Source organism: Metabacillus indicus, from assembly GCF_046603695.1.
GTDB classification, from domain to species: Bacteria; Bacillota; Bacilli; order Bacillales; family Bacillaceae; genus Bacillus_P; species Bacillus_P indicus.
The window spans coordinates 913,587-929,091 of record NZ_CP176757.1; the positions used below are offsets into that span (position 1 = coordinate 913,587).

General features: G+C 45.1%; 14 protein-coding genes. 9 read left to right on the forward strand and 5 right to left on the reverse strand.

Annotated elements, in window-relative coordinates; genetic code table 11:
* Positions 1–74: 74 nt before the first annotated feature.
* On the reverse strand, positions 75–287 hold the full coding sequence (locus ACK1LH_RS04625) for a spore germination protein GerPB (protein WP_411334610.1): 213 nt from the start codon (positions 285–287) through the stop codon (positions 75–77).
* A gap of 13 nt (positions 288–300) precedes the next feature.
* The gene (locus ACK1LH_RS04630; protein ID WP_029283789.1) at positions 301–522 is read right to left on the reverse strand and encodes a spore germination protein; all 222 of its coding nucleotides are present in this window, start codon (positions 520–522) and stop codon (positions 301–303) included.
* 261 nt (positions 523–783) lie between these two features.
* On the opposite strand from ACK1LH_RS04630, the gene ACK1LH_RS04635 reads away from it, so the two are divergent.
* Together ACK1LH_RS04635 and ACK1LH_RS04640 are read left to right on the forward strand one after the other, a co-directional pair.
* A complete protein-coding gene (locus ACK1LH_RS04635; RefSeq protein ID WP_411334611.1) occupies positions 784–2,907 on the forward strand; it encodes a DNA topoisomerase 3 in 2,124 nt (707 codons plus the stop codon).
* Positions 2,908–3,550: 643 nt separating this feature from the next.
* On the forward strand, positions 3,551–4,705 hold the full coding sequence (locus ACK1LH_RS04640; RefSeq protein WP_029283793.1) for a DUF418 domain-containing protein: 1,155 nt from the start codon (positions 3,551–3,553) through the stop codon (positions 4,703–4,705).
* Here ACK1LH_RS04640 and ACK1LH_RS04645 read toward each other — a convergent pair.
* A complete protein-coding gene (locus ACK1LH_RS04645) occupies positions 4,702–4,869 on the reverse strand; it encodes an aspartyl-phosphate phosphatase Spo0E family protein (protein WP_081414267.1) in 168 nt (55 codons plus the stop codon). The genes ACK1LH_RS04640 and ACK1LH_RS04645 overlap by 4 nt on opposite strands.
* A 310-nt stretch (positions 4,870–5,179) precedes the next feature.
* On the opposite strand from ACK1LH_RS04645, the gene ACK1LH_RS04650 reads away from it, so the two are divergent.
* Positions 5,180–6,085, forward strand: a complete 906-nt coding sequence (locus ACK1LH_RS04650) for a fumarylacetoacetate hydrolase family protein (RefSeq protein ID WP_029567332.1) — start codon at positions 5,180–5,182, stop codon at positions 6,083–6,085.
* 47 nt (positions 6,086–6,132) lie between these two features.
* On the opposite strand, the gene ACK1LH_RS04655 is transcribed toward ACK1LH_RS04650, so the two are convergent.
* Positions 6,133–7,323 carry an ornithine--oxo-acid transaminase gene (locus tag ACK1LH_RS04655; protein WP_029283797.1) on the reverse strand — a complete coding sequence of 397 codons (1,191 nt, stop codon included), beginning with the start codon at positions 7,321–7,323 and terminating at the stop codon, positions 6,133–6,135.
* Positions 7,324–7,505: 182 nt separating this feature from the next.
* Between ACK1LH_RS04655 and ACK1LH_RS04660 the strand changes: the two genes are divergently transcribed.
* Entirely contained in the window at positions 7,506–7,862 is a 357-nt protein-coding gene (locus ACK1LH_RS04660; RefSeq protein WP_029283799.1) for a YisL family protein, read from the forward strand.
* A 35-nt stretch (positions 7,863–7,897) separates the two neighbouring features.
* Here ACK1LH_RS04660 and ACK1LH_RS04665 read toward each other — a convergent pair whose 3' ends face one another.
* The gene (locus ACK1LH_RS04665; RefSeq protein WP_029567333.1) at positions 7,898–8,464 is read right to left on the reverse strand and encodes a DUF2777 family protein; all 567 of its coding nucleotides are present in this window, start codon (positions 8,462–8,464) and stop codon (positions 7,898–7,900) included.
* A gap of 194 nt (positions 8,465–8,658) precedes the next feature.
* On the opposite strand from ACK1LH_RS04665, the gene asnB reads away from it, so the two are divergent.
* From asnB to ACK1LH_RS04690, 5 genes are all read left to right on the forward strand, one after another.
* Positions 8,659–10,509, forward strand: a complete 1,851-nt coding sequence (gene asnB / locus ACK1LH_RS04670) for an asparagine synthase (glutamine-hydrolyzing) (RefSeq protein ID WP_029283803.1) — start codon at positions 8,659–8,661, stop codon at positions 10,507–10,509.
* An 80-nt stretch (positions 10,510–10,589) separates the two neighbouring features.
* The gene (locus ACK1LH_RS04675; RefSeq protein WP_411334612.1) at positions 10,590–11,471 is read left to right on the forward strand and encodes a hypothetical protein; all 882 of its coding nucleotides are present in this window, start codon (positions 10,590–10,592) and stop codon (positions 11,469–11,471) included.
* A 158-nt stretch (positions 11,472–11,629) separates the two neighbouring features.
* Entirely contained in the window at positions 11,630–13,153 is a 1,524-nt protein-coding gene (locus ACK1LH_RS04680) for a phytoene desaturase family protein (RefSeq protein ID WP_029283807.1), read from the forward strand.
* Positions 13,150–14,625, forward strand: coding sequence for a phytoene desaturase family protein (locus tag ACK1LH_RS04685; protein ID WP_029283808.1), 1,476 nt, complete (start codon positions 13,150–13,152; stop codon positions 14,623–14,625). The genes ACK1LH_RS04680 and ACK1LH_RS04685 overlap by 4 nt, the downstream gene beginning before the upstream one ends.
* The gene (locus ACK1LH_RS04690; protein WP_029283810.1) at positions 14,618–15,451 is read left to right on the forward strand and encodes a phytoene/squalene synthase family protein; all 834 of its coding nucleotides are present in this window, start codon (positions 14,618–14,620) and stop codon (positions 15,449–15,451) included. Before ACK1LH_RS04685 ends, ACK1LH_RS04690 begins: the two co-directional genes overlap by 8 nt.
* The last annotated feature ends 54 nt before the right edge of the window (positions 15,452–15,505 follow it).

Consider the following 15,505-nt stretch of genomic DNA (forward strand, 5'->3'; position numbering starts at 1 on the left):
TTCTTTAGATCACGTGCAAAGCGATTATGGGCTATTATATGCACGCTGCAGATATGGGTGAATGCCTATTTGAATTAACTCGGTGCAAGCGGAACAAGCGGGCCTTCAGACTGAGAACCTCCGGGGCTGATTGCAGGAGGAGCGGGCGTCGTGAAAGCCCCGGTGTTATAGAGATTTGCAAGCGGCTTGATGATGCCTGCGCTTCCAATCTGCGGAACGGAAGAGTTGCTGACGGCATCCACTTTCAAAAAATTAATTTGAATGGTCTGGTTAATGTAAAAATTCATTTTTTCACCCCGTTTATGCATTGCCGACAATCGGCTGGTCAACCACGTCATTATCGTAAGCGTTCGTCACACTGTTTTGATTGTAGATGTTCAGTCCGTCACCTGTATTAAAAGATCCTGCCCCGGCAAAGGTTTTGACCTCGCTGTAAGGTGAGATGGTAATGCAATCCCCGACGTGAACAATGCTGCTTGTTCCGACGGCATTCACTTTAAATGCTCCCACAATGGCTGGCATATTCAACATCCTTTGCTTCATTCAGGCAGTAAGGCACCTGTAAAATATCGTATGAAAAATAGGCAGACTTGTGATAAAAGCGGAGTTTTTCCTGCAGCGCGATAATTGATTTTTCATCCTTTATTAATCAGGGAAAAGACGTTTTGACAGCTTTCACTGAAGCTGCAGCTATTTCTTTTTAGAGCAAAATGATCCATACTGGATAAGAATACAAGAGAAGCAGATTCATTGTTTCTTAAATGAAATGAGGTCCATGCAAACATGTCCCAAGTGGTCATTCTAGCTGAAAAACCAGATCAGGGCCGCAAGCTTGCAGCCCCTTTTCCTTCTGTGAAAAAAGAGGGATATTTAGAGATTAAACCGTGCCAGGTATTTCCGGACGGCGCAAAAATCACGTGGGCAATCGGCCACCTGGTCGAACTTAAAAACCCCGATGAATACAAAGACGAATGGAAAAAATGGCGGTTTGAAACACTGCCGATTATTCCAGATCATTTTTCATATAAAGTCAGCAAAGGGAAAGCGAAGCAGTTTAAGATTGTCAAAGAGTTATTAAAGGAAGCAGATGAAATTATCATCGGCACTGACCCTGCCCGTGAAGGGGAAAATATTGCAAGACTTCTGATCATGATGGCCGGTGCAGAAAAAAAGAGCGTGAAGCGTCTTTGGACAAGTTCATTAACAGAAAACGCCATCATGAAAGGATTCACAGAGCTTTACGACGGGAGCAAGACCATCCATCTTTACCATGAAGCCCAGGCGAGGCAAATCTCTGACTGGCTTGTTGGCTTAAATGCGAGCAGGCTGTATACCCTTCATCTTCAGAAGAAAGGGATAAGGGATGTCTTCAGTGTGGGAAGAGTGCAGACTCCGGTTCTGAAACTGATCTATGACAGGCAAAAGGAGATTGAAAACTTTAAGCCTGAACCTTTCTTTGAGCTTCAGGCTGCATTTGAAGTGTCCGCAGGAAACTATACCGGAAAGCTGAAGGGGCGCTTTAAAAGCCCGGAAGAATTGTTTTCTGCTGTTGGTCCTGAAATTGTAAAGGGAAAAACGCTTTATGAAGCGACAGTGAAAAGTGCAGAAACAGCGGAGAAAAGAGTACCGCCGCCAAAGCTTCACAGCTTATCAACCCTCCAGGCAAAATTGAATAAACAGAGAAAAATGAGTCCAAGCGGGGTTCTGAAAACAGCACAGTCTCTTTACGAAAAAGGGTATATTTCGTATCCGAGAACAGACTCCCAGTACATAACAGAAGAAGAATTCGGATACATCAAAGCGCGAATCGGCCAGTATCAGGAGACCCTGTCCCTGTCATGTACCCCTGCTAGACTGTCGCCTTCAAAACGGTTCGTGGATGCCAAACGCGTGAGCGATCACTATGCCATCGTGCCTACTGAAAAAAGGGTCACGCAAGCTGCATACAATTCCTTCAGCGGTGAACAAAAGGCTGTATACGAAGAAGTGATCAAAACAGCTCTCGGCATGTTTATGGAGGATTACGTCTATGATGAAACAACCATTCTGACGTCCATCGGCAAAAATGATTTTATCAGCAAGGGAAGAACGATGAAAAAGCCCGGCTGGAAGACGCTGTACCAAAAAGAGACTGACAGCCCGGAAGAAAAAGCAGATCTTCAAATGCTTCCAAAAGTGGCGGCGGGCGAGCCCGCAAAAGCGGAAATCGGAGTGAAGGACGGCATGACACAGCCTCCTAAACCGTACACCCAGGGACAGCTGATCACGCTCATGAAAACAGCCGGCAAGCATGTGGAAGACAAAGAGATGAGAGAAGCGCTGAACAGCACAGAAGGCCTCGGGACAGAAGCAACGCGCTCCGGAATTATTGATACGCTTCTTATGAGGAAGTTTATTGAAGTGAAGAAAAATGAAGTGTTTGTCACGCCAAAAGGGGAAGTTCTTTGTGAAGCCGTTGACGGCACTCTGCTCTCCAAGCCTGAAATGACGGCCAAATGGGAAGTCTATCTCAAAGGAATCGGAAGCGGCGAAAAATCCAAAGAAGTCTTTATTGAAACGGCCAAAAAATTCTGCTACACCCTGATCAGCCAGGCAGGAGAAAGTATGGAAAAACTTGAGGTCGCCATTCCGCCCCAGCAGGAAACGCGCGCTGCAATCTGTGCCTGCCCCGCCTGCCAAAAGGGCAGCATCATGGACAGAAAAACCTTCTACGGCTGCACAGAATACAAAAGCGGATGCAAGCAGACCTTTCCGAAAAAACTGCTCGGAAAATCCATATCCGCCGCGCAGATCAAAACACTGTGCCAAAAAGGGAAAACCAATAAGCTCAAAGGCTTCAAAGGCAAAAAAACGTTTGATGCAAGTCTTGTTTTGAAGGATGGGAAGGTTGAGTTTTCGTTTGACTAAATCTGCATGCCCGGTATGCTGCGCGTCCTTTTCGGTAATCAAGGACGGTGAATATCTGAACCATACCCTCAAACTATTAGAGACTGAGCTTGGGGGTACTGGAGAACGGGAATGGTGCCCTTAAAACCTGGAAATCGGGAATTGAGGGCACTGGAGAACGGGAATGGTGCCCTCAAAATTTGGAAATCTGAAATTGAAGGCACTAAAAACGCAGAATAGTACCCTCAAAAACTGAAAGTTGGAAATTGAGGGCACTAAAACCGCAGAATAGAACCCACAAAAATCGAAAGTCGGAAAATGAGGGCACTAAAAACGCAGAATAGTACCCTCAAAAATCGGAAGTAGGAAATTGAGGGCACTAAAACCGCAGAATAGTACCCTCAAAAATCGAAAGTCAGAAATTGAGGGTACTAAAACCGTAGAATAGTACCCTCAAAAACCGAAAGTCAGAAATTGAGGGCACTAAAACCGCAGAATAGTACCCTTAAAAATTGAAAGTAGGAAATTGAGGGCACTAAAACCGCAGAATAGAACCCTCAAAAACCGAAAGTCGGAAATTGAGGGCACTAAAAAAGCGGACGCGCACCCCAAAACCATAAAGACCACAAAATTGATCGTATGAAATAAAAGGAGGGAAGTCATAATGGATCCACTTACAGCAGTCCCTGAGAAGGACAGGCTGCATACGCTTGATATTCTAAGAGGCTTTTCTCTGCTTGGCATCCTGCTTGTGAATATGAAGTCTTTTTATGCGCCTGCTCTTTATGAGACGAGCCTTGTGAGCGGCAGCGGGTCTGACCGGATTGTTGAGCAGCTGATTTCGTTTTTTGCTCAGGCAAGCTTTTATCCGCTGTTCTCATTTTTATTTGGAGCGGGAACGGTGATTTTTTATGAGAGGGCATTGAAAAAGGGGCATTCGTTCAATGTGTATTATACAAGAAGGCTCATTGGTCTGCTGATTATTGGCCTCCTGCATGCTTTTTTGATCTGGCATGGAGACATTCTGGCAAACTACGCCTTGATTGGGTTTTTATTTCTGTTATTTATCAAGTGGAATTCCAGGGGGCTCATTAAGTGGGGGCTATTCATCCTGCTGCTTCCGAATGTGCTGATTTCATTTGCTCTTATTGCGGCATATGCAGTTGATCCGGAGATGCTCAGTCACTACAAATCGCAGGAAGCTGTTCAGCAGTCAGCTGACGCGTACCAGACAGGGAGCTTTTTTGACATTACTCAGCAGAGAGTGACAGACTGGCTGTATGTAAATAACTTTGAGAATGCATTTTTTCTTGTGATATCCATTTTACCGCTTTTCATGCTTGGTGCTGCCGCCTATAAGCGTGGCTGGTTTCATAAGGATCTGTCGTCTGAATGGAAACGGACGGCACTTATAACAGGAACTGCCGCAGTTCTATTAAAAGGTGCACCCTTATATTGGGAGGAGAATTTGCTTACTCAGCATCTGCAGCTGTCATTAGGGGGTCCGGCACTGACCCTGTTTTATGTTTCGGTGATTCTGCTGCTGCTGAATAACTATTCTTTCAAGCTTGGCGCTCTTAAGGCAGCGGGACGGGCATCTTTAAGCAATTACCTGATGCAGTCAGTGGTCTGTACATTTCTTTTTTATTCCTATGGTTTTGGCTTGTACGGAAACATTTCAGCAGCCGAAGGTGTCATGATTGCAGCGATTCTCTACTCGGTGCAGCTGATTGTCAGCTATTATTGGTTTAGAACATTTCGGTTTGGTCCGGCAGAATGGCTCTTGAGGAAGTGGATTTACTTGTTCAGCAGAGCTTAGTTTACTGCCGTCTGCAGTTCACCTTCCATCTGCCGCTTGATTTGTTCTAAGATGAGCTGGTCGAGCTCCTGGCTGCGGCGCACCGTTTCAGAAGAATTCATTCCATGTTCTTTTGCTGCTTCAAAAAGCTTTTGTCTGTGCACTTCGATTTCATTTACTGCCATGATTTTCCTCCAACTTTCATGGTTTAATAGGAAGGTTTTTTTGAGAAATGGAATTCAAAAAGGCTTGTTCCAAACGGGTTACACTTATTATACACAGGGTTGTACAAAATGGTTTGATTTCGCTAAAATAACAAAAAACATTACAGGTTTCTACAAAGCGGGATAGGTTTCGATCTGTTTTTCATAGGTCTTATGCCAAAGAAAAATGCTGCCGGACAGACAGGCGTTTTTTTAGAGGAAATGTGTCATTCTTTATCGAATAAGATACATTATCAGGCAGTTTAGATTAAAGAGATAACGGGGGGTAACAATGAAACTTGCAACAGCTCAGATTGGCGGAAGGACCTTCATCGGACTGATTATGGAAGAAAACAAGATTCTTGATATTCAAAGGGCAGAGAAAAAATGGTTTGACATGGAATCAGCCCCGCAGTCAATGATTGAATGCATTGAAATGGGAGAAAAGTTTTTCAATCACCTGAAACAGCTGCAGATGTATGTGAAAAAGGCGGATGAGACAGAATCCTTTTTATATTCTCTGACGGATGTAACATGGCTTCCTCCTATTGCTTCTCCGCGGAAGAACATTTTCTGCGTCGGTAAAAATTACAGGGAACATGCGATTGAGCTTGGAAGCGAAGCGGATATTCCGGAGCATGTGATGCTTTTTTCAAAAGTCCCTACAGCCGTAACGGGCCATGGACAAAAGATAGACCCTCACCTTCATTTGACAAGTGAGCTGGACTACGAGGGTGAGCTTGCGGTCATTATCGGGAAAAAGGGGAAACGGATTCCGGAAGCTGAAGCAATGGATTACGTATACGGATATACCGTATTGAATGACATCACAGCCAGGGATCTTCAGTCAAGGCACAAACAGTTTCTTCTCGGTAAAAGCCTTGATACATCCTGTCCAATGGGACCGTATATTGTCCATAAATCGGCCGTTCCTGATCCTTACGCACTCTCTCTCGTCACAAAAGTAAATGGTGAAGTCAGACAGGAAGGCCATACGAAAGACATGATTTTCTCCATTGAAAATGTAATTTCAACCATTTCACAGGGCACGACACTTGAACCGGGTGATATCATTGCAACCGGAACACCGGCAGGAGTCGGGAAAGGGTTTAAGCCGCCAAAATATTTAAGCCCTGGAGATACTGTCGAAATATCAATTGAAGGCATCGGAACGTTAAGCAACACGATTGCTGAATAACATGCTAGAAGCACACCGAAACCGGTGTGCTTCTTTAATCTTCTCTATTAGGAAAGAACCTTCTTCACTTTTTCAATCGCCCAGTCAAGATCTTCTTTTGAAATGACAAGCGGCGGTGCAAACCGGATGACCGTATCATGTGTCTCCTTGCACAGAAGGCCTTCTTCTTTCAGCTTCTCGCAGTAAGGGCGGGCAGCTTCAGTCAGCTCAAGGCCGATGAATAAACCTCTTCCGCGTACTTCTTTAATGACAGGATTGCTGATTTCGCGAAGCTTCTCCTGCATATAAGCGCCGAGTTCAAGTGAGCGCTCAGGAAGCTTTTCCTCTGTCAGGACGTCAAGTGCAGCGATGGAAACAGCGCACGCAAGAGGGTTTCCTCCGAACGTTGAACCATGTGAACCCGGCTCAAATACACCAAGGACATCTTTGTCTGCAGCTACGCAGGAAATAGGGAAAACCCCGCCTCCAAGTGCTTTTCCAAGAATGTACATGTCAGGCTTAACGTCTTCCCAGTCGCAGGCAAAAAGCTTGCCGGACCGGCCAAGGCCTGCCTGGATTTCATCTGCAACATAGAGAACGTTTTGTTCTTTGCAAATGTCAAAAGCAGCTTTCAGGAAGCCTTCTTCAGGAATGTGGATGCCTGCTTCGCCTTGAATCGGCTCGAAAATGAAAGCAGCCGTATTCGGTGTGATTGCTGCTTTCAGTGCATCAAGATCACCGAACGGAATGACTTTTATTCCCGGAAGCATCGGTCCGAAACCGCGCTTGTATTCATCGCTTGAACTCATTGATACCGCTGTCATTGTACGGCCGTGGAAATTTTCCTCGCACACGATGATCTCAGCCTGATCAGCAGGTACCCCTTTCACATCATATGCCCACCGGCGCACTGTTTTTACAGCGGTTTCAACGGCCTCAGCACCTGTATTCATCGGAAGAACCATTTCTTTCCCAGTTAAAGCCGATACTTTCTCATACCACGGTCCGAGCTGGTCGTTGTGAAAAGCTCTGGAAGTCAGGGTGATTTTGTCGGCCTGTTCCTTAAGTGCTTCAATGATCTTAGGGTGGCGGTGGCCCTGATTGACTGCTGAGTAAGCACTGAGCATATCCATATATTTGTTTCCTTCAGGATCCTCTACCCAAACCCCTTCTGCCTTGGAAATAACGATCGGCAGCGGATGATAATTATTTGCCCCGTATTTTTCAGTCAAGCTGATGATTTGTACTGATTTAGACACAATATCCCCTCCTGGTGCGTTTAAGTCTTGTAAAACAGGAATCTAGCATTCCTCAAGTACTACAATAGCCTACCTTTTTCAAGAAAACAATAGGCGGGGAGATGCGCTTACATTTCATTTTTTGGTGAGATTCATGATATTATATGGATGGATTACCATGTTTAAAAGAGGAGGAATGCCACATGACACACTTGCATATCACGACCTGGGTTGTCGCACTCATTCTATTTTTCGTTGCGAACTCCCTCTTCAAGTCGGGAAAAGAAAAACCGTTTAAAATTGTTCACATGACACTAAGACTGTTCTATCTGCTGATTATTGCTTCAGGAATTCAGCTGCTGCTCGGCCTTGGCGCAATCACTGGAGAGTACATCGGAAAAGTCATTCTTGGAATCTATGTCATCGGCATGATGGAAATGATCCTTGTCCGCGGAAAAAAGGGCAAGCCGACACGCATTTTCTGGATTCAGTTTGTCATTGCATTGATTGTTGTTATTCTGCTTGGCCTGCGTCTTCCGCTTGGCTTAAAGCTGTTTTAATGAAAAAACCTCCGCAACTTTTTGCGGAGGTTTTTTTATGGTTTCAGCTGGGTTAATAGAGCTCTTGTTCCAGTACATACTGTAAATTCGAATCTGTCTTCATGCTTGTTTCCTCTCAGGAAGTGATGCTGCACGGCGCAGACGGCTTCTTCGTTATCAAACTGGTAGAAGGAAACCCCTTTTTTCTCTTCTGTTTCTTCAAGAAAGACCATCTGATTGTAGCTGTAGATGCAGTCATGAATCGAAAAGGAAAGTTCATTCAGTTTTGACGTAAAGGAAACAAATGAGTCATCAGTAGCTTCCTTCAGCATATAATCAAGCGCATACTGCACCTTTTTGGGAATGCGGAGGGTATCATTTTCACGGAGCTTATGCATCCCCGTCGGAACCGATAGCTGGCCGTTTCCGCTATAAATCCCATGATACCAGCTGTCTTCTAAAAGAATCTCCACTTTTTCATCTTTTTTGAAATGAAGAATCGTCACTTCCTCATGCTCATCATCATAAAATAAGATTTCCTGATCCTCGCCAATCTCAATAAATCCGGTTATGTGCGCTCTTTTTTGACGCTCAAACAGCCGGTGCTTCTGTTTTGACAGCATAACGCAGCCTCCTTTGCCCATGTTCTTATCATTCGTTTTTTCCAAAAGGAGGAAGAATTATGCAGAATGCCTTTATACTTGCCTGAAGAAAACGTGATAAGGACAAATCAACACTTCATAAAGTAAGCATAGGATAGGTACATCTTTGACCGTCTGAGACCTATCAGACAGTAAAAACGGGGAGTGAAAGGCAGATGTGTGGAATAACAGGCTGGGTTGACTACCAGAAAGACCTCAAACAGCAAAAAACTGTCATGAAAGCCATGGCGGAGTGCTTATCCAAGCGCGGACCGGATGATACGAACTTGTGGGGAGAGCAGCATGTTCTGTTTGGACATAAACGTCTCGTTGTTGTGGACCCTGAAGGCGGCAGGCAGCCGATGACAAGAAGCAGGGAAGAAAATGAGTACACGATTTGCTACAATGGGGAGCTTTATAATACAGAAGACATCCGCACGGAACTTCTTAAAAGGGGCTACACATTCAGAGGCCATTCAGATACAGAGGTGCTGCTGACTGCCTATATGGAATGGAAAGAAGAGTGTGTCAATCATCTAAACGGCATTTTTGCCTTTGCGGTGTGGGATGCTGCCCGTGAATCCGTATTTATCGCAAGAGACAGACTGGGAGTAAAGCCGTTATTTTATGCAGAGAAGGACGCATCTCTCATTTTCGGCTCCGAGCTGAAAGCTATTCTTGCACACCCGGATCAAAAGGCTGTGCTAGACCGGGAAGGGATGAGCGAAATATTTGGCCTCGGACCATCCAGAACGCCTGGCATCGGGGTTTTTAAAGGGATAAAAGAACTGCGTCCTGCCCATGCCATGACATTTTCCAAGAATGGAATAAAGGTATGGAGATACTGGAATGTGAAAAGTGCCAGGCATATAGATACATTTGATGAAACGGTAAGCCGCGTCGGGTTCCTTGTGAATGATGCTGTGACAAGGCAGCTTGTATCCGATGTGCCGGTTTGCACCTTTTTATCCGGAGGCCTTGATTCAAGCGCCATTACCGCTATTGCGGCAAAGGCTTTTGAAAAAGAGGGAAAAGGTCCGCTCCACACATTTTCAATCGATTATGAAGATAACGAGAAGTTTTTCAAAGCAAATGAATTTCAGCCGAACTCGGATGCCCCTTGGATTGATAAAATGACAGAAGCTTTCCAGACTGTTCATCACCGGTCTGTTATCACGCAGCAGCAGCTCGTTGACAACTTGACGGAAGCGGTTGAAGTCAGAGACCTTCCGGGAATGGCGGATATTGATTCATCTCTGCTCTGGTTCTGCCGTGAGATAAAGAAAGACTTTGTTGTGGGTCTGTCCGGAGAGTGTGCGGATGAAATTTTTGGAGGCTATCCGTGGTTCCACAGGCCGCAGGATTTATCGGAAGAAGCCTTTCCGTGGATGAGGTCTACGGATGCACGCATGAATCTGCTTCACAAGGACTGGCAAAGCAAGCTGAACTTAAAAGAATACGTGAAAATGAGATATCAGGAGACGCTGAAAGAGACGCCGCTGCTCGACGGGGAATCTGAGACAGAGTCAAAACGCAGACAGCTGTTTTATTTGAACATCCTTTGGTTTATGACGACGCTGCTTGACCGCAAAGACCGCATGAGCATGGGCGCAAGCCTTGAAGTCCGGGTGCCGTTTGCAGATCACCGTCTTGTTGAATATGTCTGGAACATTCCGTGGGAGATGAAGATGCACGGAGACCGGGAAAAAGGCATACTCCGCAAAGCGCTCGAAGGTTCTCTGCCAAACGAGGTGCTCTACCGGAAAAAGAGTCCGTATCCTAAAACGCACAATCCTCATTACACAAAAGCGGTCAAAACGTGGCTGCAGTCTCTTACGCAGAAAAAGGATTCAGCGCTGCATACATTTTTTGATAAAAAGGCGCTGCATGACATCATCGAATCAGAAGGCAGTGCTTTCAAGGCGCCGTGGTACGGACAGCTGATGACCGGGCCGCAGCTTCTTGCCCATCTTGCACAGATCCACGTCTGGTTTGAAACCTACAGAATTGATATTGATGAATCGTAAAAGCCGGCTGAGCCGGCTTTTTGTAATGAAACAAACTCTATTAATTTCCTCTTTATGTTAAAATTAGGAGCGGGGTGAAGATGATGTTTTATAAAAAAATCTTGAGTGCAGTCTTGGCAGCTTTTGGCCTTAGCTTGACATTCCTTCTGTTGAGCCTTATTTCTGGTGCTGTTAATGGTTATTTGGATTTTTGGGATGCATGGATGATGATGCCGGTTTTTCTCTTGGCTGCCGGGGGCTTTATTGTGGCTGTTGGGCTGCCTGTGAGCATCGTCTCCTATTACATAGTGCGCAACAAGGGCAAGAGCAGAAGGCTTCTGAACTTTTCTATTCACGTCTTATCTGCTGCGATAGTCGGCTTTTTTATTTTTCGGGAGGTTTATGGAATTCTCCTGACTGTTTTCGCAGGGTTTTTATATTTTCTGTTTGATGAATGGCTTTTGTATCACCGTAAGCATGAGCCGGTGAAAGGAACGAAATGGGACACTGCATTTGTTGCACTTGTTCTTGTTTTTATTGGAGTCCCCTTATTTATAGCCATATGGAACAGCGGCAGAGAGGAAGATGACGATTTACCGGACTTGTCCAAACCGCCGGTTATATCGGTCGTATGGAATGAGAAAACGCTTGAGTCTATCAAGCCTGAATACTGCAAGTTTAAAGTTAAAGGCTGTACCAAGAAAATAGACCCATATTATACAAACAGCCTGAAAGGTGATGTGCTTGATACCTATTACTCAAACACTTTCACGCTGAGTGCTGCCAACAGAGAAGGAGAACCGGAATTTGAGATCTATTATCTCGAAGGAGAAGAAGTGAAAGAGCTCAGACCAGTGAACGGCGTTTATGTTGTGCCTTTGGGACTGAAAGATCAGGTCATGAAGGGAAATGCCGTTTGGGAGAACGAAATTCTTACATTTGAAGCAGCGGTGAATATGATAGAAGCGAGTCCGGCGAAATAGCCGGGCTTTTTTATGTGCGTCAAATGATCTGAAAAGCTGCTGAAATCGTACCTATTAGGGAATAGTAAAAAAAGGGAGAACCTAATTGATTGTGTTTTAATAAATTGAATTGTATAATGTTTGTATAACTGTTGTACAGGAATTAGGAGGAGTAAAACATGGCTAAAAAAATCATCGTCATCGGTGCAGGGCCTGGCGGCTTGGCAGCTGCCATGAATTTAGCAAGTCAGGGGTACCAGGTAGACGTATATGAAAAACAGCCATATGTCGGTGGGCGCAACGCTTCCATTGAACTGGACGGATTCACATTTGATATGGGGCCGACCTTTTTGAGCATGATCCATATTGCTGAAGAGATTTTCGCTTCAGCCGGGAGAAACCTTCATGATTATATGGACATGATTGAACTTGAAGAAATGTACGAACTGATTTTTGACGATCAGTCCTTAAAAATGACAAAAAATCCGGAAAAAATGGTCGAGAGATTAGAAGAGTTTTCGCCGGGGGACGGCAAAGGCTATAACAGGTTCATGAACGATACGCGCAGAAAAATGGCGGCATTGACTCCGATTCTGCAAAGCAAAATGGACCGCTTCAGTCATTACTTGAGCTGGAAGGTCATCAAGGCTCTTCCGCAATTGACGGTTACCAAATCACTTTACGATGTTCTATCTCAGTATTTTAAAGACGAACGAGTCAAATATGCCTTTACGTTTCAGTCCAAGTATCTTGGCATGTCACCATGGGAATGTCCAGGCGCATTTTCGATCCTTTCTTTTATGGAGCATGAATATGGAATTTTTCATCCAAGAGGCGGAGTAAACCAGCTGTCAAAAGCAATGGCAGCTGTGCTTAAAGAGCATGGGGGCACGATCCACCTCGGAAAAGGAGTGAAAAAACTGCTGCTCCAAGGCAAGGATGTGAAAGGCGTCATTCTTGAAGACGGAACGACAGCAGCTGCTGATGAAGTCGTCATCAACGGCGATTTCGCCCACGTTATGTCAAATCTCGTTGAACCGGGTACATTAAAGAAATTCTCAAAAGAAAAACTGGAGAAGAAAAAATACTCCTGTTCAACCTTCATGATCTACCTCGGTCTCGATAAAAAATATGATCTGCCTCACCATACAATCGTTTTTTCTGAAGATTATAAGAGAAACGTAGAGGAAATCACGAAAACCCTCAAGCTGTCAGGGGATCCGTCCATCTATATTCAGAATGCGGCTGCAACAGATGATACTCTGGCGCCTGAAGGCAAGTCTGCGCTTTACATACTTGCCCCGGTACCAAACAACTTCAGCAATATTGACTGGGAACAGCATCAGGAAGAGTTCCGGGAACTGGTGTTTGAGACAATTGAACGGAAAACGCAGTTTAAAAACTTGAAAAATCATATTGAAACGGAAAAAATCATTACGCCGAAGAACTGGGAAGAAGACATTCTTGTCTATAAAGGAGCAACCTTTAATTTAGGCCATCAGCTGACACAGATGATGGTGCTCAGACCCCACAACAAATTTGAAGAGCTGAACAACTGCTGGCTTGTCGGAGGAGGAACTCATCCGGGCAGCGGGCTTCCAACCATCCTAGAATCAGCAAGGATCACGACCAATGCCATATTGAACGAAACCAGTCATGCTGTACCGATCAAATCTGAAAAGAAATTGGGGAATGCACTATGAAAATTGCAATAGCGGGCGGCGGCATTGGCGGGCTTATTTCAGCTCTGATGCTCAGGAAAAAAGGATATGAGGTCAGTTTGTTTGAAAAGAGAGACAGACTTGGAGGAAGGCTTGCCTTTACAGAAGAGCAGGGGTATAGGATTGATGAGGGCCCGACAATTGTTCTTTTGCCGGAAATGCTCACATCCATTTTGAATGAAGCAGGAATTAGCCGTGATCAGTACGAATTAATCAATATCAATCCGCTTTATAAACTGCACTTTAAAGACGGATCTTCGTACACGAAATATAATTCCATTGAACGGCAGATCCAGGAGATAAAGGAGAACTTTCCGGGAAATGAAGAGGGCTTCGTTCAGTTCATGAAAGACATGGAAATCCGCTTCAACCTTGGTAAGGACCAGTTTCTCGAGAAATCCTTTCACGATAAGCGAACGTTCTGGACGCGCAACAACCTGAAAACGCTCGTGCACCTGAAAGCTTATAAATCTGTAAACAACTCGTTAAAAGCCTATTTTCAGGATGAGAGAATCCGGCAGGCCTATTCCCTGCAGACACTTTATATTGGAGGCAATCCGCTTGATTCACCGGCCCTTTATTCGCTCATTTCATTCAGCGAGCACAAGCATGGCATTTATTATCTGAAAGGCGGTTATGCTTCTCTTGTAACGGTTCTTGAAAATGCCCTTCTAAATTCTGGCGTAAAGGTGATGAAAAATGCTAATGTTGAAAGAGTAGTGACAGAGGGCGATCAAGCAGCGGCTTTGATTGTAAACGGAGAAGAAGTCAAGGCGGATGCCTTTGTTTTAAACGGCGATTTTCCAGGCGCATCAAAGATGATTCCAAAGGAGTCAATGCCTGCAAGAAACTATACGGCGTCATCCAGCTGTGTTCTGCTTTACTTCGGACTGGACAAAGTCTACACGGATTCACCTGTGCATCAGTTTTTTATGGGCTCGAATTTTCAGCAGCATATGAAAGAAATCTTTGAAACGAAAGAAGTTCCGTCAGATCCTTCCATCTACGCATTTCATCCTTCTGTAATCGATTCCTCACTTGCACCCGAGGGCCACGGCGTTTTATATGCACTTGTGCCGGTGCCATCAGGCAGTTCGATCAACTGGGGGGAACAGGAAGGTTTTGTTGAAAAGGTTATTGATCAGCTTGAAGAAAGAGGATTTCCCGGTCTCAGAAAGTCAATCCAGTGGAAAAAAGTCAGAACACCGGATGACAAAGAAATGGAAGGACTCTTTCAGGGAGGAAGCTTCGGCATCGCTCCGACTTTGTTCCAATCCGGCGTGTTCAGACCGCAGGTTAAACCATCCAAGCTCACAAACGTTTATGCAGCAGGAGCTTCGATCCACCCCGGAGGCGGGATCCCAATCGTTATGCAGGGGGCGAAGCTGATGGTTTCTGCCATCTTATCCGATCATCAAAACAAAGAGAGGGAAGGAGTGAGTCTGAGTGGTTGATTTAAAACAGGCCTATCAGCAATGTGAAGAAGTCATCCGGCATCATTCTAAAACTTTCTATAAAGCTTTTTCGCTTCTGCCTCCTAAAAAAAGAAAAGCAGTGTGGGCTGTATACGCCTTCTGCAGAATCGTCGATGACATCGTAGACGAGGGAGAGAGGCCAAGTGAAGAGTTAATGGAATTCACGGCTGAATTCGACTCTTTTCTAAGAGGGGATTACTCTAAAGATAATTTCATGTGGGTGGCCCTGCACGATACATTCACCAATTACGATATGGATGTGGAAGCCTTCCGGGACATGATTAAAGGCCAGGGAATGGATCTTGTCAAAATCCGCTATCAGTCTATGGAAGAAGTGCTTGATTATTCGTATCACGTTGCAAGCACAGTCGGCCTCATGCTTTTGCCGGTGCTTGCTCCGAAGAAGACAAACGTTCTTCGCGAAGGGGCTATCGCTCTTGGACTCGGCATGCAGCTGACGAACATCCTCAGGGATATCGGAGAAGATCTCGAACGCGGCCGCATTTACGTCCCTGAAGAGGTAATGGCAAAACATAAAATGACCGAATTTGATCTGCAGCAGCAGAAGGTAACCCCTGAATTTATCAGAGTGTGGGAGCATCTTGCCGCAGAAGCGGAAAAGCATTACGATACAGCGATGCTGACTATGCATGAATATCCTCTGCATTCCCGCGCACCTGTGAAAGCTGCCGGACACTTCTACCGTGCAATCCTTAATAAAATCCGCTTGAATGACTACAATGTGTTCGGTGAGCGGAATTTTGTGTCAAGTGAAGAAAAACATGCGATTCTTTCGCAAATCTGATTTTGAACACAGCTCAGCGCTGCACCGTCTTCATCGGGACGGTGCTTTTTGGCA

Bases quoted from the DNA above. Each gene is read 5' to 3' on its own strand.
- ACK1LH_RS04685 (WP_029283808.1), top strand. From the start codon at position 13,150: ATGAAAATTGCAATAGCGGGCGGCGGCATTGGCGGGCTTATTTCAGCT.
- asnB (WP_029283803.1), top strand. From the start codon at position 8,659: ATGTGTGGAATAACAGGCTGGGTTGACTACCAGAAAGACCTCAAACAG.
- ACK1LH_RS04680 (WP_029283807.1), top strand. From the start codon at position 11,630: ATGGCTAAAAAAATCATCGTCATCGGTGCAGGGCCTGGCGGCTTGGCA.
- ACK1LH_RS04635 (WP_411334611.1), top strand. From the start codon at position 784: ATGTCCCAAGTGGTCATTCTAGCTGAAAAACCAGATCAGGGCCGCAAG.
- ACK1LH_RS04660 (WP_029283799.1), top strand. From the start codon at position 7,506: ATGACACACTTGCATATCACGACCTGGGTTGTCGCACTCATTCTATTT.
- ACK1LH_RS04675 (WP_411334612.1), top strand. From the start codon at position 10,590: ATGATGTTTTATAAAAAAATCTTGAGTGCAGTCTTGGCAGCTTTTGGC.
- ACK1LH_RS04645 (WP_081414267.1), bottom strand. From the start codon at position 4,869: ATGGCAGTAAATGAAATCGAAGTGCACAGACAAAAGCTTTTTGAAGCA.
- ACK1LH_RS04650 (WP_029567332.1), top strand. From the start codon at position 5,180: ATGAAACTTGCAACAGCTCAGATTGGCGGAAGGACCTTCATCGGACTG.
- ACK1LH_RS04630 (WP_029283789.1), bottom strand. From the start codon at position 522: ATGCCAGCCATTGTGGGAGCATTTAAAGTGAATGCCGTCGGAACAAGC.
- ACK1LH_RS04625 (WP_411334610.1), bottom strand. From the start codon at position 287: ATGAATTTTTACATTAACCAGACCATTCAAATTAATTTTTTGAAAGTG.
- ACK1LH_RS04640 (WP_029283793.1), top strand. From the start codon at position 3,551: ATGGATCCACTTACAGCAGTCCCTGAGAAGGACAGGCTGCATACGCTT.
- ACK1LH_RS04665 (WP_029567333.1), bottom strand. From the start codon at position 8,464: ATGCTGTCAAAACAGAAGCACCGGCTGTTTGAGCGTCAAAAAAGAGCG.